Origin of the sequence: Dyadobacter sp. BHUBP1, from assembly GCF_050587785.1 — a bacterium.
In the GTDB taxonomy this organism is placed as follows: Bacteria; Bacteroidota; Bacteroidia; order Cytophagales; family Spirosomataceae; genus Dyadobacter.
Genome location: NZ_JBOBIH010000007.1, coordinates 32,777 through 56,861 on the forward strand (window position 1 = coordinate 32,777; position 24,085 = coordinate 56,861).

General features: G+C 50.2%; 17 protein-coding genes. 8 read left to right on the forward strand and 9 right to left on the reverse strand.

What is annotated here, in order from left to right; all coding sequences use genetic code 11:
• Positions 1 to 626: 626 nt before the first annotated feature.
• Positions 627 to 917 (forward strand): hypothetical protein, encoded by a 291-nt coding sequence (locus ACQ4MZ_RS23875; protein ID WP_430849275.1) that lies wholly within the window; start codon positions 627 to 629, stop codon positions 915 to 917.
• Positions 918 to 1,041: 124 nt separating this feature from the next.
• On the opposite strand, the gene ACQ4MZ_RS23880 is transcribed toward ACQ4MZ_RS23875, so the two are convergent.
• Positions 1,042 to 4,137: a T9SS type A sorting domain-containing protein gene (locus ACQ4MZ_RS23880; RefSeq protein ID WP_430849277.1), complete on the reverse strand. Its 3,096-nt coding sequence runs from the start codon at positions 4,135 to 4,137 to the stop codon at positions 1,042 to 1,044.
• A gap of 199 nt (positions 4,138 to 4,336) precedes the next feature.
• On the opposite strand from ACQ4MZ_RS23880, the gene ACQ4MZ_RS23885 reads away from it, so the two are divergent.
• Together ACQ4MZ_RS23885 and ACQ4MZ_RS23890 are read left to right on the forward strand one after the other, a co-directional pair.
• A complete protein-coding gene (locus ACQ4MZ_RS23885; protein ID WP_430849279.1) occupies positions 4,337 to 5,047 on the forward strand; it encodes a hypothetical protein in 711 nt (236 codons plus the stop codon).
• A gap of 50 nt (positions 5,048 to 5,097) precedes the next feature.
• Complete coding sequence (locus ACQ4MZ_RS23890; protein ID WP_430849281.1) at positions 5,098 to 6,732, forward strand: alpha-amylase family protein; 1,635 nt, start codon at positions 5,098 to 5,100, stop codon at positions 6,730 to 6,732.
• 26 nt (positions 6,733 to 6,758) lie between these two features.
• Here the strand turns inward: ACQ4MZ_RS23890 and treY are convergent, their stop codons facing one another.
• Positions 6,759 to 10,976, reverse strand: a complete 4,218-nt coding sequence (treY, locus tag ACQ4MZ_RS23895; RefSeq protein ID WP_430849283.1) for a malto-oligosyltrehalose synthase — start codon at positions 10,974 to 10,976, stop codon at positions 6,759 to 6,761.
• Positions 10,969 to 12,813, reverse strand: a complete 1,845-nt coding sequence (gene treZ, locus ACQ4MZ_RS23900; RefSeq protein WP_430849765.1) for a malto-oligosyltrehalose trehalohydrolase — start codon at positions 12,811 to 12,813, stop codon at positions 10,969 to 10,971. Before treZ ends, treY begins: the two co-directional genes overlap by 8 nt.
• 295 nt (positions 12,814 to 13,108) lie before the next feature.
• On the opposite strand from treZ, the gene ACQ4MZ_RS23905 reads away from it, so the two are divergent.
• The 5 genes from ACQ4MZ_RS23905 to ACQ4MZ_RS23925 all read left to right on the forward strand — a co-directional run bounded on the left by ACQ4MZ_RS23905 (position 13,109) and on the right by ACQ4MZ_RS23925 (position 17,305).
• Complete coding sequence (locus ACQ4MZ_RS23905; RefSeq protein ID WP_430849285.1) at positions 13,109 to 14,074, forward strand: TIGR03885 family FMN-dependent LLM class oxidoreductase; 966 nt, start codon at positions 13,109 to 13,111, stop codon at positions 14,072 to 14,074.
• A gap of 138 nt (positions 14,075 to 14,212) precedes the next feature.
• A complete protein-coding gene (locus tag ACQ4MZ_RS23910) occupies positions 14,213 to 15,370 on the forward strand; it encodes a zinc-dependent alcohol dehydrogenase (RefSeq protein ID WP_430849287.1) in 1,158 nt (385 codons plus the stop codon).
• Between the two features lie 7 nt (positions 15,371 to 15,377).
• Positions 15,378 to 15,869 carry a hypothetical protein gene (locus ACQ4MZ_RS23915; protein WP_430849289.1) on the forward strand — a complete coding sequence of 164 codons (492 nt, stop codon included), beginning with the start codon at positions 15,378 to 15,380 and terminating at the stop codon, positions 15,867 to 15,869.
• 42 nt (positions 15,870 to 15,911) lie between these two features.
• Positions 15,912 to 16,628, forward strand: coding sequence for a DUF421 domain-containing protein (locus ACQ4MZ_RS23920; RefSeq protein ID WP_430849291.1), 717 nt, complete (start codon positions 15,912 to 15,914; stop codon positions 16,626 to 16,628).
• On the forward strand, positions 16,625 to 17,305 hold the full coding sequence (locus ACQ4MZ_RS23925) for a DUF421 domain-containing protein (protein WP_430849293.1): 681 nt from the start codon (positions 16,625 to 16,627) through the stop codon (positions 17,303 to 17,305). Before ACQ4MZ_RS23920 ends, ACQ4MZ_RS23925 begins: the two co-directional genes overlap by 4 nt.
• Before the next feature lie 102 nt (positions 17,306 to 17,407).
• Here the strand turns inward: ACQ4MZ_RS23925 and ACQ4MZ_RS23930 are convergent, their stop codons facing one another.
• From ACQ4MZ_RS23930 to ACQ4MZ_RS23955, 6 genes are all read right to left on the reverse strand, one after another.
• Complete coding sequence (locus tag ACQ4MZ_RS23930) at positions 17,408 to 18,553, reverse strand: epoxide hydrolase family protein (RefSeq protein ID WP_430849295.1); 1,146 nt, start codon at positions 18,551 to 18,553, stop codon at positions 17,408 to 17,410.
• A 209-nt stretch (positions 18,554 to 18,762) separates the two neighbouring features.
• Entirely contained in the window at positions 18,763 to 19,116 is a 354-nt protein-coding gene (locus ACQ4MZ_RS23935) for a DoxX family protein (protein ID WP_430849297.1), read from the reverse strand.
• 6 nt (positions 19,117 to 19,122) lie between these two features.
• Positions 19,123 to 19,860, reverse strand: coding sequence for a uracil-DNA glycosylase family protein (locus ACQ4MZ_RS23940; protein WP_430849299.1), 738 nt, complete (start codon positions 19,858 to 19,860; stop codon positions 19,123 to 19,125).
• Between the two features lie 54 nt (positions 19,861 to 19,914).
• The gene (locus tag ACQ4MZ_RS23945) at positions 19,915 to 20,628 is read right to left on the reverse strand and encodes a 3-keto-disaccharide hydrolase (RefSeq protein WP_430849301.1); all 714 of its coding nucleotides are present in this window, start codon (positions 20,626 to 20,628) and stop codon (positions 19,915 to 19,917) included.
• A 71-nt stretch (positions 20,629 to 20,699) separates the two neighbouring features.
• The gene (locus ACQ4MZ_RS23950; RefSeq protein ID WP_430849303.1) at positions 20,700 to 20,954 is read right to left on the reverse strand and encodes a hypothetical protein; all 255 of its coding nucleotides are present in this window, start codon (positions 20,952 to 20,954) and stop codon (positions 20,700 to 20,702) included.
• A gap of 194 nt (positions 20,955 to 21,148) precedes the next feature.
• Complete coding sequence (locus ACQ4MZ_RS23955) at positions 21,149 to 23,464, reverse strand: hypothetical protein (RefSeq protein ID WP_430849305.1); 2,316 nt, start codon at positions 23,462 to 23,464, stop codon at positions 21,149 to 21,151.
• Between the last annotated feature and the right edge of the window lie 621 nt (positions 23,465 to 24,085).

Sequence of the window (24,085 nt, forward strand, 5' to 3'; positions counted from 1 at the left end):
CGCAATAAGCAGCCCATGTACATGCCCGAATTGCTTATGGGCAGCCCGGTAAAATCAGAAAACCGACCAACCTGATGACCTGACTGACGACCACAAACATAACGCAAGGCACATTTACTAACAATGCAAAAACGCCCTAAACAGGACATAAAGACGAATTTCCTACCAAATAGCCAAGAATTTCTACCATCGTAAAGCGGACAAAACGCCGGTAAGCCATCATTGCCGGATCCCTCAGTCAGGCTTTCGGCAATAACATCGGAATGCGCACCGGATATTTTATTCAGGTAAGAAGAAAAACACAGTAAAATGACAATTACACCTACCCTGCCTCTGGAAATAAAGGCGCAATTTAGGATCAATACGAATTTTCAACACTCCATCATCAAATCGGAAATTGCTCTTCCAATCACACAACAAAATTGCGTAATATGAGAACTAGTAACATGAAAGAAGATTATATGGTCGTCATATTAGACAACCGTCCAATGTACAGAGCAGGGATTAAATCAATCTTGCAAGAAATGGTACCATCTTGCATATTTACTGAGTATTACTTTCTCTCCGAATTACCAATATATAAGTCGGATAGCGAGATCATTTATTTTTTTATCAGGGTCGGTATAATGTCAGATAAGGCTATTATTGAAAATATCAAAAAGTTAAGATCTGCATACAAAACGTGCAAGATTACCCTTTACGATTATCAGCAGCCCATTGAAAATATAGTCAATTTTTTCCAGGAAAAAATCGACGCATACCTACCCGACGATTTTGGAGAAGAAGAACTCAAAGAGTGTTTCAGTTCGCTGTCGAAAGACCGGATGTTTCTCAATACACAAATCGCAGTGGAGCTATTGGTTAAGACGCCAAATATCCGTTCGAGGAGAAATTTTAAGCTTGTGAGCGCCGTGTAAAGTGCGTGCCGCAATGATATAAAGTGCTGCGAGCAAATTCAGGTTAGTCAAATATGTAAAAAGGGTGCAAGAACGATCTCGCACCCTTTCTATTTACGGATTCTGTATTACATAGCTGCTGCGTCTACTTTACGAAGAAAGTGCAGGTTTGCGTTTCTCCACTAACAGAAATGATCCGCAAAATGTACATTCCCCTGGCTAACCCACGCACGTCAAACTGGCGCTGATTTTCCAGACGAAGTTGCATAACACAGGCCCCGGCAAGGTTGTTAACTTCTACCCGGTATGGCCCCGGCGCCGAAGGACCGATCGTAAGTTTGCCGTCTGCTACCGGGTTCGGATAAACAAGGAGCTGATCTCCACCATCCACCCGAAGCGACCGGATTTGGCTGTACGCAAACGTTCCGTCGAGATCGACCATCTTCAAGCGATAATAGCTTATTCCTTTACGCGTCGAAGCATCCGTAAAGTCATAGTCGAGTCGGCTTGCGCTACCGGTTTCGGATGATTGTGACGCTACAAAACCGATTTTCGTCCAGTCAGAGGCATTGATGCTGCGCTCGATTTCGAAGCCCCTGCTATTTTCTTCGCTGGCCGTAGCCCAGGCCAGATGCACGGTGTTCATCTCGGCGGAAGCTTCAAAGCTGATCAGCGTCACAGGCAATGCGAATTCGGTTGCAATGGTGTAAGCCACTGGGGTACTGCTAGCGCCCGCCGCGTCGGTCATCGAGTAGGTAAAACCAAATTCGTTTCCTGCCGTGCCGCTTCCTACTTTCCCGTAGACCACCAGTTTATTCACATCGAAATCGGGGATGCTCACCGGACCGCCAGATACATCTATCTGCTGAATGCCGGTCGCTCCGCCGAAGTCGTAATACACCAGGGTATTCGCATTGACGGTATGAATGGTGAATGTGGTCGAAGTTCCCGTGGCGCACGTACCCGCCGCTGCACAATCTTCTGCATCCGAACCTGAAAGCGAACCACCCGTCGGGTAGCCGGTCAGGCTTGTTGACGATGCCGGGATAGACTGATAACCCGCTTCTACCGGAAATGCTGCTGGAGGTATCGCACTGAATGCGCTGTTAGGGACGGTATAGCTCTTTGGATCCGCGACAGGCGGAGTCTGGATACCGAAATTAACAGGGTCCAAAGCAGTTGTAGTAGCCGGAAGAGCGTTCAGGCTCCCCAGATTAACCATTCCCGTATTGTTAGACGGAGCAACGGAGTTTGTTCCGCCCCGGTTGGTGCCGGTGTACTCATAGGCATTCAGGGGCGTATCCGCACCGGTAACAATGTCGCCGATATTCCGGCTCCCGTTCGTCAGCACCACCGAGTAGTTTCCAATGCTGGTCAGCAGGCCACTGCGCACCTCGATGTTATAGGAACCATCGGCCGCTACTTGCACCGATGCCACCACATTGCCCTGCGGGTCGAGCAAATTGGCCCACAAGCCGTTCCCGGTTCCGCTTTCCGTACCGTCCACAATTGCATCCCCATTGGCATCTATCCAGACATTACCCGGGATGCTGATCATACGTTCGACATTGACGAGCTGGTTCATGACCACAGCGCCACAGGCAGCACTATTGATTGTATAATTAACCCGCAATGTACCGGCCGATGGAATGCTGGCTACCCCCGTGACAGGGTCGATGGTCGCACCGGCAACGGTTGTCAGGCTCGCATCGATGGCGTACGTGCCGCCCGAGGGCGCTCCCACGAATGTTACCGAGCTGCCGGACAGATAGGGGCCCGGTGAAGCCACCGTCAGACTGGCGTCGGTTGTGACAGCCCCGCACACCTGTACCGCGCTGGTACGGAAGTGCACGGTATTGTCGGTAACATCGGTATCGATGTTATCGCCCATACTGCCATGGATGCGGTGGCCTATATAACCGAAGTCGTCTTCGCATTCGCGCAGCATCATGGTTGTATGCCCTCCCGATTCGAGCGAAATAATCTGGGAGTTCGCGTAGCCAGCCTCAAAACTGATAGGCTCTCCGGGATCGACGGGCGTGGAGCCGCTCACGCTCGCATGAACGCCTCTTCCCAGGGCGTAACCACTCTCCTGCCCCCAGTTAAATACCTTTTGGCCATTGGTCAATACATTAATAAAACCATAAAGCCCGTCATGTTCCTGCGGCGATATCCATTTGATATCATTCATGACCGGCCCTGCGGCCGAGGCATAGCGCGGCTGCGTCCAGGTGGTGGGTTGGTTTGCATTAGCCGGGTCCCAGTTTCCGAGCTGCTTGCGGTCATTAGCGCCCAGGGCGAACAACCTGCCGTCCTCGTAGAGTACATAATAGGCCACGGTGTTAGTAAAAGCGGTGGTCGTACCAATCATCTTAACTTTTGCCCCGGCGCCGGCAGGCGGTAGCGCCATAGGAACAGCTCTTGACCGGTTCGCGCTCGCGGCGGCTACACCGTCCCAGGAATTTGCGCCATAAACCCAAAGGTTGCCGGAATTGTCCAAGGCAATCACCCCGGTACGTGAACCCCTTGCGGCCACTATGTCGGTAAGATCACCTCCCGATTCCTTTTGCACTACATTCCAGGATAAATTATTCCCACCATTCACCCCCCGAACCCACGCACTTTGAGACAGGGTATATACCCTTCCGTCACCGCAGGTGGTGATCACGATCGAACCGGATGTAACAAACATCATTTTAACATTTGCTGCCGTAACCCCTGCCGGAAGGCCGATGGACAACTGCTGGAATGGAGTGACATTCACTGCCGGTTGTCCGGTTTCCACAATTACATTGCTGACGTTGGCCGTCAAAGCTGCATCCACGACGGCCCCCGCCCGGCCCCACACCCAAAGTTTGTTATCGCTGGTAAGCAGGATGTACTGCACAGTGTTGCGGCTTGCCGACCCAATGCCCATTTTTAACGGGGTACCGGTGAGCCCTGGGTAGTTGGTAGCATTTACTTCTGTGGGAATAAGGTGGGCGCCCGCGCCATCGGCCTTCGAGAGTTCCCCCCATACTTTGAAAGAACCGTCGATATCCCTCACCGCTGACGAGTGCCAGCCCGAAACGTAGTTGTCGTATTCGAGATTCGAAGCGACCGTAGACGCATAACCGAAATTACCGTAATCCTGACAACCGGATGCACTATAACAGCCCAATTGGGCAAATAATGAATGATTGATGGAAAGCAGCAGGAACCAAAGAAGCCCTCTGGTTAGTACCGTAAAATTTGATTTCATGCCTGAAGAAATTAAGTGATGTAAGCAGCGTTGCGCATGAGCGCGAGAGTGATGATGGAAAGTAACTGCTTTTTAGCCACACCGACGGGAGAAGAAATTGTCAATTATGTACGACTATATTTTCAGTTTGATTGCCAAACCCCTGGCACACTTATTGTGCCCGCCCTTCGCTCTACGAAACAATTAGACGTACAGCGATATGGCAACCAGGAAAAAAGTCGTCAACGAGAATGAGGACGAGGGAAATGTCGAAATACTGCAAAAAAAGACAACGCCCCGGAAGAATCTTTCTGAAAGTTACAACAAGTTCAAAACCTATCATGGCAAGCAATACACCGGCATGCAGATCGGGCGTGGGCATCACTGGCACTATGACCAAGGCGACTGGAAAGAAACTAAGATCACCCCGGATTTATGGGAAGTATCCTACGCCGTAACCAAAAGGCGTGCCGGTCGGGCGCCGGAGAATTCGGGCGTCCCGGTTGGTACGAGCTATCAGTGGTATATTCTGGCACATCAAAATGTCACCAAGCTGAATGCGAACGATTATTCGACCGAACTAACCGGGTTAAAATTCAAATTGGCGCACAAGCGGGCCGACAAAAATAAGTGGAGCGCAAAGGCACCCACGCAAAGGAAGCATTTGATCGAGTTTCTCAGGAGCATCATCGAACAGCTTGAAAAGGAGCCGATACCGCTTCAATTTGAGCATGAGGGAGTAACTTACAAAGGTGACGCGATCCCTATCGCTGAAACTTGCGCGGAAGGCGTTTGCTATGAAGCCGAGGTGACACTCAATGACGAAAATATCGGAATTATCAGGTGCACCAAAAGCGGTTGGAAACTCGATCGCGCCGACCCCGCCCTGGCCGAAAAGATCGGGAACGAGATATTCCTGCATTTTGAATAAAACGGTAAAAAAGCTCAAACGGTCATTTCAATACCGGATGCCAGAAACATATGCAGCAGCAATGGTGGAAAAAAGCGGTAATCTATGCAATCGATGTCGAGCATTTTTGTGACGGGAACGCCGATGGTATCGGCGATTTCCAAGGACTGACATCCAAAATACCCTACTTGTCGGAACTCGGTATCACCGCCGTGTGGTTGCTTCCGTTTTATGCATCCACTGAGCGAGATAATGGGTACGACATCACAGGTTACCTGGAAGTAAACCCCAAATACGGCACACTGGACGATTTGCTGCATTTTGTTCAAAAGGCCGGAGAAAGCGGCATTCGGGTCATCCTCGACCTGGTGGTAGACCATACCTCCGACCAGCATCCCTGGTTCAGGGCGGCGCGGTATGACAAGTCGTCGAGGTATCGTAACTACTATTACTGGTCGGAACACCCGCCTGTCGTGCAGCCGGGTATGGGAACGTTATTTCCAGGCGAGGAAACCGGTGTCTGGACCTTCGACCAGGTAGCGGGTGCCTATTATCACCACAGATTCTATCATTTTCAGCCCAGTTTGAATATCCATAACCCCGATGTCTGCGATGAGATCAAAAGGATCATTGATTACTGGATGAGCTATGGCATTGCAGGGTTTCGTATCGATGCGGCCGGACGCATGACCGAATACCCGGACCATCAGGTGAAAGTACCGGAAGACACCCATCAGCCATTAAGGGACATTTTCAGTTATACCAAAAAACTCGACCCGCAGGCCTTGCTGGTAGGAGAAGCCGATACGACGCCTAACGATGTCACAGCGTTCATGGATGGAACGCAGCTGGACATGTGTTTCAATTTTTTTCTGAACAATCACATTTTCCTGTCCCTAGCCTCTCATACAGCGGAGCCCATTCAGCGCTCCTACAACTTGCTGCGATTCAAACTGAGGAACCATGCGTCGGTGAATTTCCTCAGGAACCTCGACGAGCTCGACCTGAGCCAGGTCAGTGATGCCGAGAGGCAGATCATCTTTGAGGCATTTGCACCCAACGAGGACATGATCATTTATGGACGCGGCATCAGGCGCCGACTTGCGAGCATCCTGAAGGGCAATTCCGATCTCCTTAAGCTCGCTTATAGCCTGCTTTTCTCGCTGCCTGGTACACCTTGCATCGTTTACGGGGACGAAATCGGAATGGGCGACGACCTTTCTCTGAGCGGTCGGAACAGCGTCAGAACGGCGATGCAATGGAGCAGCAAAAGGAATGCGGGCTTTTCGCGGGCCCCCAAGTCCCGGGTAGGGCGCCCGCCCATTGAAAACGGCAAGTTCGATTTCCATCAGGTGAATGTGGAATCGCAGATCGGTAAAAAAGGTTCGCTGTTGGAGCATGTGAGAAGGCTGGCGCATTTGCGCCGGCAGTTACCCCTCCTAAGCGAAAGCGAGTTCCAGTCATTTCCTACCGAACAAGCCTCCGTACTGGCTCACCATTTCGAGAATGAGCTTTTCTTTTTGGTACACCTCCACAATCTAAATGCAGTTGCCGCTGTGGTGACGCTGGATTTGGACCTCCCCGATCAAACCGAACTGTATGACCTGTTGAGAGAGTTCTCGTGCCGTGTGGAGCGTCAGAAACTGGAAATTGAACTGGAAGGTTACGGCTGCATGTGGTTATCTACCCAAAAAATGAACAGTTAACCAAGCACAGACGGTCGGAGAAACTTTCACCTGCGATTGTAAATCCTGGCCCAGCGCTTCAATTTGGTTTCCGCTTCGGGAGTTAGCTGTCCCGGCACCAAACGCCATGTCCAGTTAGCCTGATCAGAGCCTGGGTTATTCATTTTACACGATTCATCCAGATTAAGTAAATCCTGAACCGGAATAACCGCCATTTTGGCAACTGACGAATAGGTGAGCCTGGCCATGACTGAATACACATTTTCTTCATCTACCGGGCAACCCACGTATTCTTCCAGCCTTTCGCGAGATTCGTCGCTAGTTTGATTTTTAAACCAGCCCTTGATCGTGTTATTGTCGTGTGTGCCGGTGTAGGCCACAAAATTGCGGGTGTAGTTATGAGGGATATAGGGTGACTCGGCCATACTTTCATCAAATGCGAATTGGAGCACTTTCATGCCCGGAAGAGAGAATTCATCCCGTAGCTCAGACACGGAGGAACCTATCTCCCCCAAATCCTCGGCCACGAAGGGCAGTTCTCCCAAAGCGGCCTTCACCGCCCTGAAAAACTCCGAACCAGGCCCGGGCTTCCATTCTCCGTTAACAGCTGTTTTTTCACTACCCGGGACAACCCAATATTCTGCAAAAGCACGGAAATGATCGAGACGCGTCAAATCAAAAAGTTCGGTATTTTTTCTGAGCCGGTTTATCCACCATTCAAATTCCTGCTCCTTGTGTGCGCCCCAGTTATATACCGGCATCCCCCAAAGCTGGCCGTTCTCAGAAAATAAGTCGGGGGGGACGCCGGCAACCCCGGTAATATTTCCATTTTCATCCAACATAAAAAGATCCCGGTGCGCCCAGACATCGGAAGAATTGTAACTCACATAAAATGGCATATCGCCCAGGAATTTGATATCCCGCTCGCCGCAATATTGACGGAGCGACTTCCATTGTTTGTGAAAGACAAACTGTACCCATTTGAAAAACCGGATTCTCTCCGGCTCCTGTTCAATCACTGCATTCAATGCTTCCGCATCGCGAAGCCTCAACGGCTCCCCCCAAGCTGTCCAGGGTTCACCATCGTGCTTTTCCCTGATGACCATGTACAGGGCAAAATTATCCAGCCATTCGGCATTTTCCGCCACGAACCTTGCAAATTCCTGCTCGGGAAATAGCTCCGGTTTTCGGTTAAATGTGCCAAATGCCCTTTCCAGCAACTCACCCTTAATTTTCGTCGCTTTTTCAAAATCAACCTTCCCATCCTGTGGAAGATGATATTCCGCAAGGTTTACGTTTTCGAGCAGGCCTTCGTCCTGCAAAAGCTCGGGGCTGATCAATGCCGGATTACCGGCCCGGCTGGATAATGCACTGTACGGCGAGTTTCCCTGCGCGGGTTCGGTTGGGTTCAAAGGAAGTAACTGCCATATCCGCTGGTCACTGCGATCCAGGAAATCGGCAAAAGCAAAAGCTTCGGGTCCCATATCGCCGATTCCAAATGGGGAGGCGAGAGAAGAAATATGTATTAACAGGCCAGCACTTCGATCGTTATCGACCCTGTTTCCTTTTAAAATCGCAAATGGCAGTTTATTAAATAATCCCGCTACGGGCATTTTGCCTTCATATCCGGTCTTATCACCGGTAAGCAAATGTTCCCATTCCCATGCAAGTGCGGGCGGCAGCTCGATGGTGGTATCCTTCCAGTCAAAAGAAGAAAGCTCTTCCGTTCCACAAATCGTAGCCAGGTGCAACGGAACGGCAACGATGATTACATTCTTCTTATGCATACGTGCAAAGGCAAGAAGGTGATCTTTGAACCGGCCTTTTGTCTGTAAAGGAACATACTCTCCTTCTGAAAAAAGCGCCGGATTTTGTTTTCGCAGTTCAAACAACTGCTGTGTGAGCCAGAGTTTGATCTGCCCGTTGCTGCGGCCGCTCCACAGCTTTTGCAGAAGTACATCCCGTTCCGCTCCCTCAAATTCATGCAGCCAGCTTTGCCTTTTTTCATAATCCACTGACCTCCGGTTATCGGGATCTACGAGGCTCAAATCCCACAACTCGCTCCCCTGGTACACGTCCGGCACTCCCGGGCAAGTGAATTTCAGGATGAGTTGCGAAAGAGAATTGATAATACCGAAGTCCACGATTTTCTTTTGGAATGATACGAAATCCTCCCAGAAAGCCCCTTGCGGATTCAATAGTTCCTGTGCAAACTTTTGCGTTACCTCTTCGTATTCTTCGTTAGGCTCGGCCCAGCTTGTCTTCCTCTTTGCCTCCCGTAACGCTTTTTGGAGGTATTCGTCGAACCGTGCGGCAAAGTCATCGTCGTCCTGTCCGGGCATCGGATAGGCGCCGATCAACGTCTGATAGATAAGGTACTCGTCATTCACATCCGGTGCCGAAAATTTCTGTCTGAGGGGTGCATTGAGTTCCTGCCAGCGTTTTACCCGAGAAATCCATTCTTCGGAAAGATCAGTAAGGACATTCAGGCGCGCCCGCACATCCTCTCCCCTTTTTGTGTCGTGCGTCGACGTGGTATTCAAAGAGAGTGGCCAGTTGTTATGGCGCTTTTTCATTTTACTGTGAAACTCCTTCGTTGGTATTCCAAAGCGTTTCGGAGAATCGCCGACATCGTTATGCCCGATAAAACGGTCATAGGTATACATCAACGTATCCTCTCCTCCTTTGGCCATCAAGGGACCCGTAAACTGCATAGCCCTCTGGTAAAACTCTACGGCCTTAGCGTTGTAATCCCGATCACCTTCGAAAGGCTTGATCAGTAAGGCATTTTCGAGAAGCGCAACAGCCTGCTCCAACTCCGGATGAAAGCTCTTCACGTCATCGAATATCTTTTGAACCTCTGCCATTTCTGACGATTTCAAAGGCATTTGATTACCATAATACCGGTATACCGGGCAATGGATCAGGAACTCCCCTATCGCCCTTCTGAGCGGCTCTTTACCAACCCGTTCCAGATCTTGTCCGTCTGCCAAATTCAATTCTACCAGCAACCCGTACAGGTTTTCCAGCTCGCCGCCCATATGTTCGAAAAGTATATGAGCCTTCTTTTTTAACAAATGCTCTTTGACCGTCTTGCTGTCTCCCGTCAATTCCTGATAAAAGCTTGTAAAGGTTTTCTCGGCATTTGCATTGGTAAATACATTATTGACCAGCGCCAGAAATTCATAACCGGTTGTACCCTGGACAGGCCAGTCCGTCGGCATATCTTCGTTTTGATCCAGGATTTTTTCCACAACCACATAGATGTCGTCTCCCACCAGTCGCCGAATGTCTTTCAGATAACGGGTCGGATCGTACAGGCCGTCGATATGGTCAATTCTTAACCCCTCGAAAATGCCTTCGTCAACCAGTTTCCTAATCAGCGCGTGATAGCTCAGAAAGACATGTTCATCCTGAATATTGAGACAGATCAGCCCATTCACAGTAAAAAACCGCCGAAAGTTGATACGGCGGTTTGTGTCTTGCCAATTACATAAGACATATGTCTGCTGGTCAATAATCTGTTTCAATCTTTCCGGATTGTCATTGACCTCTTTCAGCAGCCGCGTAATCAGTTCTTTCTCATCTTGATTTTTCATCAATGAAGATAGCTGCAAGAGAAGCTCATTCCATTGTTCGGAAAAAACCGCCGGGCCTTCGACCTCATCGATGGCTTTGCATTGCGTTGCGATCTGCACAAGCGCCTGATTGTGCCTGATCAGCTCCGATTCGAAAAGTGTGGAATATGATCGGGGATGAAGGGGAAAACTGGCACCTTCATAAGTCAACATTAACCGGTCAGACTCATAGGAAATAAGCACGTTCCCGTTTTCGATTTCCTCATCAAGGTCCGACCCGAGAAACGGGACCATCAGTTTGCCATGAAAAAGACGACTGTTCCAGGCAATGTCAAAAAAACCGGCATATATCGACTGTGTCCCTTTTTCAAGCACATCCATCAGCCACGGATTCTCTGAGTGAAAAGCCATGTGGTTGGGCACAATATCCTGCAACCATTGCATATGATTTTCTTTCAGGGTACTGCTGAGTGCTTTCAATTCTTCCATACTCCCGATTTCGGGGTTGATTTCATTCGGATCTACTCCGTCGTAGCCATGCATGCTTCCCGGCGTCGATTTAAAAACAGGCGACGCATATATAGTACTTACCCCTAGCTGCCGCAAATAGGGAATCCTTGTTTCCAGATTTTTGAAAGTAAACTCCTTGTGGAATTGTAGTCGATAGGTAGCAACGGGGTTATTCATATTGATTTGTGTAAAGTGTGATTGATTCCGGAGATAAGACCAATGCCGATCCACTTGAAACCTGGCCGGGCATCTCTTGCGAACCGCCCCATTTGAGATCGGAAGATCCGAGCAGTTTGTACCAATGGGATGCATCCGCCGGCATCTCCACTGACTGTTCCCGGCTGGAAAAATTCATGAGGCAAACGACTTCATGTGTTCCATGCCGGCGGCGAAGCACAATGACCTTGCTTTCTGTGTTGTGCTCTACTGAAACTTCCCTGCGATTGGGTATACGCAGCGGCGGCTGGCTTTTCCGGATGGATATCAACTCTTTATAATAATTGAGCATTGTGCGATGAGGCTCGCGTTCAATCGACTCCCATTGAAGTTTGGAACGATAGAAGGTTTCCTCGGACTCAGGGTCCGGCGCTTCGCCTTCCATATGAAACGCTTCGAACTCCTTTTGCCGCCCTTTTCTCACCTCTTCGGCAAGTTCGGGATCGGTGTGACTAACGAAATACAGGAATGGACTTTTTTCCCCATATTCTTCCCCCATGAACAGCATGGGTAAATATGGACTCACCAGCACGGCCCCCGCGAGCAGCTTTTGCATCTCAAAACTTACCAATTCACTAGTACGTTCGCCAAGCATGCGGTTTCCAACATGGTCATGATTCTGCGAAAAAACGACAAACTGCTCTCCTGCATTTTCTGTCTTCATGCCAAAAAACTTCTTGCGGTGCTCAGAGAACGCACCATCGTATACGTAAGCATCCTGGTAAGATTTGGCCAGTGACCGGACACCGTCGAAATCGGAATAGTAGCCGGTTCTTTCCTGCCCTGAGGCAACGCGCAATGCGTGGTGAAACTCATCGATCCATTGCGCATCCATACCATAGCCCGCCTTGTTTATCGGATTAATGAAACGGGGATCATTGAGATCCAACTCTACAATCAGATAATGCCTGCGACCTGTTTGTTGCATCAGCAAATCGACGTTCTGCCTCATCTCCTGCAAAATATGTATGGGATTGAAGTCCTTTATCGCGTGAACGGCATCCATGCGAAGTGCATCGATGTGAAAATCGCGGAACCACATCAGAGCATTTTCAATAAAAAACCGCCGCACTCCGTCACACCAGGCGTCATCGAAATTGATGGCATTCCCCCAGGGGGTATGATATTTCTCAGTGAAATACGGACCAAATGCTTCCAGATGATTCCCCTCAGGACCCACATGATTGTACACCACATCCAAAATGACCGCCAGACCTTTACTGTGACACGCGTTTACCAGGCTTTGTAAACCCTCCGCGCCTCCATAGGAATGCTGAACGCAGAAAGGATAAACGCCGTCGTACCCCCAGTTCCGGTTACCCGGAAACTGTGCTACGGGCATAATCTCAACGGCCGTAATGCCAAGATCAACCAAATAGTCCAGCTTTTCTATCGCGGCAGCGAAGGTGCCTTCAGGCGTGAAAGTACCTATATGAATTTCATAAATAATGTAATCTTTCAGGGGATATTGCTGCCAGCCATCGTCCTTCCATTCAAATGAACTGAGATCGAGTGCCTGTGAAGCGCCATGCACATCGTCAGGCTGCGAAAGTGATGCAGGATCCGGCAGTTGTCTCCTACCATCCAGTTCAAAAAAGTAAAGATCGCCTGATTGCAAGTCACGGGTTTCCGCTGTCCAGTAGCCGAGCTCTTTACCAATCAATGAAATGGTTTTGTCCTTGCCGGGAATGAGTAATTCCACCCGCTTGGCCCTTGGTGCCCACAACACCACAGATGCAACACCCGAAATATCAAAAGTGACTCCAGTTGCCCGTTTGTTCGAATTCAAAATAATCATCAATCTGACCTTGGTGAATTGTGTTTTTGTCGGCGCATTGCTATTAAATATTGTGCCAGGAAAGCCTCGAAAATGTCTTTGGAGCACAAGCCGGCAGCCAGGAACGCTGTGGATCGAACTGTCTTCTGCGTGCGAGGTGGTTGATCCACAAGGTGGGGAAGTGATTCGAATACGGATCGCACAGGAAGGGCTCCTTTGGCCACAACCGCGAAATCAGGTACCGGGCATCAGATTAGTAGAGAGGCTGCCCCACGACATTTTTTAAGGATACCCCCGACAATTAACAGACAACCGTATGACAACCATCCGTATCGGGTACCATGCTTCTCATGAACAGTTCAAACCGAGCGAGTTGCTCCGCTACGCAGGACTTGCCCAACAGGCGGGATTCACAGACATTCTCACTTCCGACCATTTTTTTCCGTGGAGCGAAACACAGGGCGAAAGTGGTTTTGCGTGGAGCTGGCTCGGAGCCGCGATGCAAGCTACCAACCTGCATTTTGGAATTGTGAATGCGCCGGGTCAGCGTTACCATCCGGCCATCATCGCACAGGCAGTCGCAACCCTTTGTGAAATGTTTCCCCGTCGGTTCTGGATTGCGGCGGGAAGCGGCCAGTTTCTAAATGAACACATCACCGCTGAAAGATGGCCGGCTAAGGACGAGCGCAATCAGCGTTTAATGGAATGCATCGAGATAATGCGTGCCCTTTGGAAAGGCGAATCAGTTACGCACAATGGATTGGTACAAGTATTCGACGCCAAACTGTACACACTGCCAGACTACCTGCCGACTGTCGTAGGCGCAGCGCTTACCGAAAAAACAGCCCGGTGGGTTGGAAGCTGGGCTGACGCCATGATCACCACTTCCCGCCCCCCGGCCGAACTGAAAAAGATGATCGATGCATTCCGCGAAGGGGGTGGCGAGGGCAAGCCCGTTTATCTGAAAGTTCAGTTGTCTTTTGATAAAGATATGGCCAGTGCCGTGCGGGGCGCGCACAGTCAGTGGCGAAATAACATCTTTGCTTCCTCACTGCTATCGGATATCCGGTCGCCCTCAGGATTTGATGCCGTTGGAATAGTGGTCAGGCCGGAGGATATGAGCGCCGCAGTCCGGATCTCCGACAGCCCCGACCAGCATCTGGAATGGCTGTCGGCCGACATCGCGGCTGGCGTTACCCAGCTGTATCTGCATAACGTCAATCTCAACCAGCAGCCATTTATCGAGGCCTTCGGTGAAAAAGTGCTCCCTCATTTGGCCTAATGATTGGTTCACCTGGCATGGTTTTAAAGAGCGGCGCCTTCTTTTTCATTCATCATCACGTGCAGCGCCTCGCAATGAACCGGACTGAACCGTGATAATGCCAACTAAACATTTCATCAAAAGAAAGGAGACAACCTCATGTTAGCAATGAATTATCGCGGGCCTTATCGGGTCAGGGCAGATCGCAACAAGCCGATGCCTAAAATCGAGCACTCCGGCGACGCCATCGTAAGGGTCACCCGGTCCTGTATTTGCGGCTCAGACCTTCACTTGTATCACGGCATAGTACCCGACACGAGGATCGGAACCACCTTCGGTCACGAGTTTATCGGCGTCGTCGAAGAAATCGGGGATGATGTCCGGAACCTGAAAGTGGGCGACAATGTGCTCGTGCCTTTCAACATTGCCTGTGGGAAGTGCATCTTTTGTGAGCAGCAACTTTATGGAAACTGCCATGAATCCAACCCACAAGCTACCGCAGTCGGAGGAATTTTCGGATACTCGCATACGGCGGGCGGCTTTGACGGCGGGCAGGCGGAATATGTGCGTGTACCTTATGCGGATGTCGGACCGACTGTCATACCGGAGGATATGGATCACGATGACGCCGTGTTGCTGACGGACGTCGTCCCGACGGGCTACCAGGCCGCCGAAATGGGAGGCATTAAACCGGGAGACACAGTCGTCGTGTTCGGTGCAGGCCCGGTTGGCATTATGGCCGCCAAGTCAGCCTGGCTCTTTGGTGCGGGACGCGTAATGGTAATCGACCACCTTGAATACCGGCTGGACTTCGTTAAAAATTATGCACAATGCGAAGCCTACAATTTCCGTTCGCTGGAAGACCCGGTTCTTTTTATCAAGAAAACAACAGACTGGATAGGTGCCGATGTGTGCATTGATGCAGTGGGATGTGAAGCAGCCGGTGACGCCTTGCAGACCATTACCGGCAGGAAATTAATGTTGCAGGCCGGCTCTGCGACTGCTTTGCACTGGGCGATTAATTCGGTCAAAAAAGGAGGCATTGTCTCGATTGTCGGTGTGTACGGTCCCACCGGAAATCTGATACCCATAGGTAACGTAGTTAATAAAGGCATAACGATCCGCGCGAACCAAGCCTCCGTAAAACGCCTGCTTCCGCGACTGATAGAGCATGTCCAGGCAGGACGGATCGACCCCAAAGCGATCATCACCCACAGGATTCCCCTGGAAGAAGTTGCGGACGCCTATCATATCTTCTCCGCCAAGCTGGACCACTGCATCAAACCCATACTTATTCCGCCATCAGCAAAAAAGTAGCATTACTATGAAAAAGAAAGCCAACAATTATGCGCACATCAATGGATGGGGAATCGATGCCGACCCGCTGGACGTGCCAGCCTATCCGATGAAACGCAGAACGGAAAACGATAACAAGGGAATGATCTGGGAACGCCCTGCACAGCAAGCGCAACTCGTCGAAATCCTCCATTCCAACGAGCGGCCAGCGGTTTCGGCGGTCTTTGGATCGGCCAATCCGCCTACCGGCCTGAGCGGAAAGCTTAGAAGGTTCGCATTCAGGTATAGCGAATCGACCTGGACGCATTGGCTGGTACTTTTGCTGGCCGATCGGATCAATATGATGGAAGGGATCGGCCAGGACCTGAAAAGCGGTCACATTCCGGATCTCTTCGCGGAGCATGGCGGCCATTCAGAGTTAAAATACAACAAGGCGGGGCTGCTCAAAAAAGCGGCGACCGGCTTGGCTGTCGCAACCCTGATAATCGTCTTTTGCAAGATACGTTCGCGGGAAAACTGAAAACATAGGCACTAAGCCGTTCCGGCTCCTACCACACTTGACATGAGAAAGCAAGACATTGTGCCCGGTGACTGGTACCGTATTCTTTTCGGGGAAACGCCCGTCATTTTCCTGGGTGAAATCCTGATCAGGACTTTTATCATGTACGTCATACTGCTGGCAATCGTACGGTTTATGGGAAAGCGCATGGGCGGCCAGCTCACTATTTCCGAACTCGCTGTGATGATTACACTCGGTGCCATCGTGTCGCCGGGCATGCAAATGCCTCAAACCGGCCTATTGCTCTGTACATTGATCCTGATATGTGCACTGGTTTTCCAGCGGGGCATCAATTTGCTCGAATACAAAAGTGAACCGTTTGAACGCATCAGTCAGGGTAAGCTGAGTATCCTGGTTAAAAACGGGGTCATGCAGATGGACGAGTTGAAACAGACGAAAATCTCACGTCAGCAGCTTTTTGCAGCCCTGCGAAACAAGGAGATATTCAACCTGGGCGACGTGGACCGGGTGTACCTCGAAGCCTGCGGGCTTTTCAGCATTTACACGGGAGCCAAGCCGAAGCCCGGCTTGCTATTGTTTCCATCGGACGACCATTCGATAGCTGGCTTTCGGCAAACCACCCTCGAAAACGACATTGTTTGTGCCAACTGCGGCACCGTTCCGGGCAATGACAACCGGAGCCGCCCTTGCCCGGAATGCGGCGTCCGGCAATGGGGTTCCGCCAGTATTACCGCACAAGATGTCGACCGACGCGCATGAAAAAAGAAGACATTCAATTCGGCGATTGGCAGCGCATGTTCCTGGGCGACGTCCCCGGCGGATTCTACTGGGAAGTGGTACTGCGTATCGCGGTTATTTACCTGGTTCTGATGGTCTCCATGCGGCTGATGGGGAAACGCATGGCTTCCCAGCTCAGCCGTAACGAGATGATCGCCATGGTATCGCTCGCCGCAGCCATTGGTGTGCCCTTACAGGCACCCGACCGTGGCATATTGGCCGCAGTAGTCATCGCGACAGTGGTCATTTTAATACAACAAATCATAGCGAGGGTCGGCGCCAATAACCAGCGGCTCGAATCTATCACGCAGGGAGATCTCTCCGTTCTTGTCCAGGACAGTAAGCTGCATCTTCCAAATATGAAAATGACAGGTATTACCAAGGAAAAGGCATTTTCTCAGCTCCGAAGTAACGGCATCCGGCATTTGGGCGAAGTTAAAAGGTTGTACTTTGAGGCAGACGGCTCTTTTACCCTGATCAGGAACAGGGAGGTCCATCCCGGGCTGGGCATTTTGCCGGAAATCGATGCGGAATTTACCAACCAGAGCTGTCGGGCAAGCGATGAGCTTGTTTGCAAGCGCTGCGGGCAAAAACTTGCCGTGACGGACACGACCTGCACAAACTGCGGCAGCAGCGAGCGTGTAAACGCCGTGGAATAGCTATTAAGACGCCCTTCTGAATGAATCTCCATAATTAAGGCGAACGATACTAAACCGCGTGAATTTTCATCATTGGGACCAGGACCGAGCGCTGGAAAGCAATTAAAGATCGCCGCGCAAAGGTCTCAGGAATTCGGTAATGTCGGCAGCCAGCAACGCTGGCTCCTCCCATGCTGAAAAGTGTCCGCCTCTGGGCATATAAGACCAGCGGACAATGTTATAAAATCTGTCGGCAAAGCTTTTCGGGGCAGGTAGAATGTCCTTGGGAAATATGGCAACACCGGTCGGAACACCAATCTTTCCCGTCATCTGCGGTGGGTTTTGATCCTCATCAAAATAAGGGGTAAAAGATGAACGGATAGTCTGGGTAACCCAATAGAGAGTTAGGTTGGTCAGCAGTTCATCTTTTGTGAAGCTGTTTTCCAGATTTCCATCGCAATCGCTCCATTGGTAAAACTTTTCGAGTATCCAACCTGCTAGCCCAACCGGCGAATCATTCAGCCCGTAAGCCAGCGACTGTGGTTTCGTGGACTGCTCGATCGCATATCCGCCATCGGCAAATTGCCAATTTTGTCCGTCTTGCAGGTATTGCTTCTCGTCAGAGGACAAATCCTCGGGCTGTACAGCAAAAAGATGCCAATACGGAATGTCCAGCAGATGGATTCCGATCAGCGAGTCGGGAACTGTCATCCCCAGACGTTCGACCAGTCCGCTGCCAACGTCTCCTCCATGTGCCGCATAGCGGGAATAGCCCAGCGTTTCGGTCATCAGCCTATGAAGCAAGCGGCTCGTCCGATCTATAAATGAAATTTTCCGGGAGGGCCGGTCTGAAAATCCAAACCCGGGCAAGCTGGGGATAATCACGTCGAAAGCATCTTCCGGATTTCCGCCAAAAGCTACCGGATCGGTCAGAAGTGGTATCAGTTTTTGAAAGCGCAAAAAGGAATCCGGCCAGCCGTGACAAAGCAGCAATGGTATACACCTGGTTCCTTTCCCTTTCTGCCAAATGAAATGGAGATTAAATCCTTCAATTTGGGCGGTAAAATGTGTCAGTTTGTTCAACTCCCGCTGCTGGCTGAACCAATCGAACCCATTCTGCCAATAGTCTGTGATTTCTTTCAGATAGCTGATATCAGTTCCAAGATGCCAGCCGGACAAATGCAGACTGTCCGGCCAACGTGTGTTGCGAAGACGCAGATTCAGGTCTTCGATAACTTGTTTTGATACGTTGATTTCAAATGGTTGCATAACAGGCATTGTTTGTTGATTGAGAAAAGACTAAAAAATGCCTGCCATTAGAGAAGCTCCGCGTTGATGTTGGTTATATTGTTGATCTGGCAACACGGCAATAAAAGCAAAACCACCGGACCAGCCTGTAAGTATGAGCTGATACCGGTGGAATAATTTCAATTCAACCATTTTAAACGGCTCGATCACCGTCAAGTTTGTCCGTCTTATTAAAGACCATTTTTGAAAGGGTGCTGCAAGTAAATAATGATCAGATTCAACAGCAAAAATGGCAGTTCGACCCCCACGCCTTTCAGGTCTTTATCGAGCAGGTGAAAGCAGATAATGAGCAGGATCGTGGCGGCCATCAGAAAATTTCCCCAAACAAAGGTTTTCGGAAAGATGATCAATACCGCACTCAGGGCTGTCACTAAACCCAGTACCGCGACGCCCGTTTTCGTAAAATCCCACTTACCAAACAAATTCAGCATCTCTGGCTTTCCAGACAACATGGCCCAACCTTGTTTAAGTCCCATAAACACGGCGACCAGCATGAGTATCACATTAATTCCTTTTAGAAGCATAGTTCATCAATGGTTAAAATCCGGAGTGGAATTGGCTGCAAGAAATTCTGTATCTGCAGCCGTTAAAGCCATTATATACTTTTCAATGTACAGGCTCTTTGCAGCGCTTTTATATTGCATAATAAACCTTGGGTGTTCCAGCGGTATTATCTTGCCAAAAAATCCATGATCCTTGTTTAGCTGCTGTAAGAACCTGGCATTTTGTCCCGTTCCAAGGCAAAAGCAGGAGTCCGTAGCTATTCCGAGATCAATTAGTTGCCACATGCTCTTAACGATAAATGGATAAACCGCTTTCGTTAGCGCTGCACTATCGTAATAGTTATAGTTGATTTGTTTTCCTTCTGAATTTGTCTTTGTAAGCGCCAGAGGGAATGGTGAGTTAATATAAAATCTGCTGTAAAAATCAGTTACGCCGCCAAAAGCATTGATCATTTCATACATAAAGACCGAGGAAACTTCGTGCGTAGGCTTTCCATTGTACGGGATCTTGCACTCGCTAACCAACCGTTTAGTATCCGTAAAGGGAATGCCTGTTACCCCGGCCCCCAACCGGCTGGGATTGATCCCCAGGATTATCCGGCGCTGATTTTTATCGTCAAGATATTTTTGGGCAAAGGCCCTGAGATTATCCATCGCCGTAGTTGACTCGATAAATGGATTGATCACGCCGATGCCTTCGGGTAAGGGGGAACCTGAATAACTCAACTGTTCGTGAAAACGAATAACGCATTGCCCAAAACTCATAAATTGTCACATTGCTTGTGCCCCTCAATTAACTGCCGACTAAGCCCTGACGGCCTAATTTTCGCGGATCCGGATATTGCGAAACCAGACCTTTTCTTTGGCATTGTGATTTTGAAGGGCGATTTTGCCCCGGTGATGGGCAGTGGCATACGGCCAATCCCGGAACTTGCTTTTTGCAACCTTTGCCTGCCATGTTGCATCGCCATACTGATAATCCGCCACCAGCTTGCCGTTCAAAAAATGACGGACATGCTCTTTGGAAACGACAATTCTGCCAGTGTTCCAGCTTTCGGCGGGCTTGAACGCGGTTGCGTCCAGGGGCGGGTTCATATCGTAGTTCGCGCCGGTAAGCTGTACGGGTTTCAAGCCGATATTTTTTCCGGTCGAATCTTTGACCACGTAATTCTGATCGTCGATAATCTGGTATTCAGGCGCTGAAAAAACAGTCCGTTTGATATCGGGCTGCTCAATAACCTTATACAACACCCCGCTATTGCTGCCTTTCGGGATTTTGAACTCAAACTCGAGCTCAAAATCGCCATACTCTTTGTCAGTGACCAGGTCTCCTCCTGTGCCGTCGGTTGTGAGCGTACCGTTTTCCACGAACCATCCTACCGCTTGCCGCTGGTTATAGCTGTGCCAGCCGTCCAGTTTCGTTCCATCGAAGAGCACCACCCAATCTCCCGACACGCGAAAGCCGGCGACCACCGCGATAATAATGTTCAGCAAAAGGAATGCAGGTAAGCGACTTGTTTTAAAGCTGGTCATGTTGATCAAAATGTTTATGTGCGGCCTTCAAATTACCAATTTGCCGTTATACCCGCAACCTAAAATAGCTGCTAACCTGCAAAATCGGCTTCCACCCCGGGCTTGAACTTCGGAATGGCGCCCATGTATTTTTCGATGACTATGGATTTCGTCTTTTTCCAGGCAGGCTTGTTCCAGTCCGCGTCGATTTTCACCGCTCTTCGGGCACGCGCCACCTCGTACGTGAGGGCAGGTTCGGCAGTTTTGTTCCGATTCCACGTTTGACCACCTGAAAAGGCAATGGAGACGCAAAAAAGGCACGCATTTAGCAGGAAGTATTTCAGCATAATCATTGCCGGACCGGACTATATTTGCCAACCACAGGCCTTTACCATTATTCTTTTAGAGAATCACGATTCAAAGCCAATATTGTTTCACATTTTCTGTTTCCGGCAAAATTATATTTCCCATCCAGCAATTTCTTGTACCATCATTCTTAATACTGATACTATCGTAGTGCACAGTTCGCATATCACAGCTGTTACCATGCCTTTTTCACCGCAGGAATCCAACGGTCCAACAGGTCGCGGCAGTTAATTACTTTTTCGGCCAGGTCGTTGCAGACGTAGAAGTAGTGGTTGGAAGCCTCAAAGCCTAACCGGCTGTCGCCACCCTGCAATTGCGCCATACGCTTGGCAAGTACTATTTCGCGGTGAAGGATATCTTCGATTACCGCAATGAGCTCCATGGCTTTTCCCCTTTCCTTTTCGCCGGCCAGCCTGTCCCGGGCCGCCACAAATGCCGCCTGGTTAGCTACGCTGTTATAATGTATCGCCACTGTTTCGGCTATCCCGCATTCAGCATCGAGAGCTTTTCGGGTCTCTGGCGGCAAATTCAAGCCGGCGGTTTCCCGGCGCAGCTGCGCTTGCGCATTTTCGAAACTCGCAGCCACTTTCTGCATTTGGGAAATGAAAGTTTCGACCGGATAGTTCGCACGCCAGCTGTTCACATCGTCATAGGCCAGGCCTACCATGCTTGCCTTGTAGCCGGTAGGTTTCGGCCATAGCAAATTCGAAGGGCCTGCCTGCAAAGGTGCCGAATACACCACGCCGACATGGTATGGAAATTCACTGAATCCCTTGCTGTATTCCCGCCAGGCTTGTGTTACCGCTTCACCGGCCGCTCCATACCGGCGTGCTGCCACCTTCCGCATAGCTTCCAGGCCGCTGATATTTTTGCCGCTGCCCATTTCGGCTACGACTTCCAGATTGGGAGATGGGTAACCGCCCAACGTCCAGCCGAGCATAAGGCCATCGACCCCGGCATTGCGCAGGTTTTCCGCATGCCGCGCGACGTTCTCTACCGCCGGAATGTAGGGGACCGCCGCAATTTCCCAGGTACAGCCTGCCTGGATCTTCGCAATGGTTTTCAGCCCGTTTTTCCGCGCTATTTCCCAATGCCGCACCGCCCGCGGCCCCGGGCCGACCGAAGAGATGGAATATTCCCCTACTTTATTTTTCACTCCGCCCCTGGTGATTTCAAGGTCCCACTCACTTACACTCATCAGTGCGGCGCTTTTAGGCAATGCAGGAATGATTTCTTCTGCCCAGCCCGCTTGCCAACCCCAATCCCACACGATCAGACCGGGCCCTTTTTGCTGTTTCACTGTTGCTAATCCCTGGTTTATTCCTTTCAGGTAAAGTTGGTTCAGCTCGGCGATTACCGCCGAGGGACCTCTCCGGGAGCAGCGCGGGCATTCGGCGCCTTTCCCGTGAGACCAGCAATTGGTATGGTTCTCCGATGCAGTAATTGAAAAGAAGCCCGCCAGCCCGGGTACCCGGGAAGTGATCATGGCCATAGAGTCGACGAGGTATTTCTGAACGTCGGGGTGGCTGGTACAAAGGGCTGCCTGCTCACCGATCTGCACACCTTTCAGTTCAGGATGTTTCTCAAAAAAAGCGAGCGGCATAAAGCGCGGTTCATTGAGGTACAGGTAAATCCCTATCCCGTGTTTTTCTGCCTTGCGGACCAGTTTTTCCAGGTTTTCCAGCCGCTGCTCCCAATGTTCACTCAAAGCAGGGTCCCAGGGAAATGGGGTTAGTTTTGAAAGCACGATATGCAGCCAGGTTCCGTCCATGCCCGAAGCCGCCATTTGAGCCAGATAACCGTCGGGGTACGGGTCAATGTCGGGTTGCAACAGGGGATCGCCGAAAAGGGCGAAATAAGCATAGCCGAATCGGGGTGAAAAACCCGATGAACGTTCTTCGCCGGTATTACCCGGCACTTTCGACAATTCCTTCACAAACTGAAAAAGCGGCTCGCTATGCTGGGGCAACCCGTTTCCGAACTCTTCCCGGATTACGTCGGTTAGCCATCTTTCGCGACTTTTAGTCGCCTCCGAGGAGGATTTAAACCGGATCGGTTCACATTCCGGCTTGATACTTCCGAGTTTGATGTAAAAAAAATCGTCTTCCTGCAAGGTAAAGGTCAGCTGTTCGTCCGTCCAGCCCAGCAATTCCAGCATTTGTTCCCTGGGCAGCAAGTGCCAGTTGCGCCGGATCACTGTCAGGTAACTTCGTTGCTTCTGGTCGGGTGGAACCGGTTTCGCCTCGGACAACCCTATTGCAGCGGCCAGTTGGAGTATATCCGCAGGTTTTGCTCCTGTCACCGCGGCAAGCCGGTCGACAGGCACCAGCCCCCAATTCCTCCATAAAAACGCGTGCAGTCTATCCGGAAAATGAGGTAAGGGGAGAGCTTGTTTTTGGATGGTATGGGCTGCGAAGGATGAAGGTATAGCGAGCAAGCCGGCTGTGGCCAGCGTGGCTGTTTTCAAAAACTCTTTTCGTGTAAACGTCATTTATGATAAGGGTTAGGATTTATAGTGTTTTTTTCTTGATGTTCAATCCGGCTTCCACGAATACTTCCCGGGGCATGCAGAGTTGTCTGTTTCCGATCCTGAATGCCAGACAATAATCCATCGCGGCATTGAACAAAGGTTGGGCAAATGAGGGCATTCGGTAATAGGCAAAGATATTGTTGAAAGCATAATTTGTCATAATACTTGCTAAGCTCTAAATTGGTTTCCCTATCTTATCGGCTGAATGGCCATAACAGCGCGGATCAGTGATATTTTCGCGGTTGGAGTGGTTCTCGAAGTGTGTTCTGCTCCTCACTACAACTTCCCCTGCATCAAAACGAGGATTGGTTAATGAAAATCCAGGCAGGCATCAGCGACGCTTGTCTCCATTACAATAGCTATGTACTCCGGGGGGATACCCATGTAGGATTAGATCCCGAGACCCGCTCATGCAAGTATTGTCGGAAGAACTATACCGAAATGATGCTCGTGGCCGGAGTTGAAATCTCTAAAACGCGCATGCTACTTGCACTTCTTAAATTATTGGCGATCTGTCAGACAAGTGACAATGAAGAACCGCATATTAGGTATAGGAATCAGGCCGTTCTATATTCCGGCATA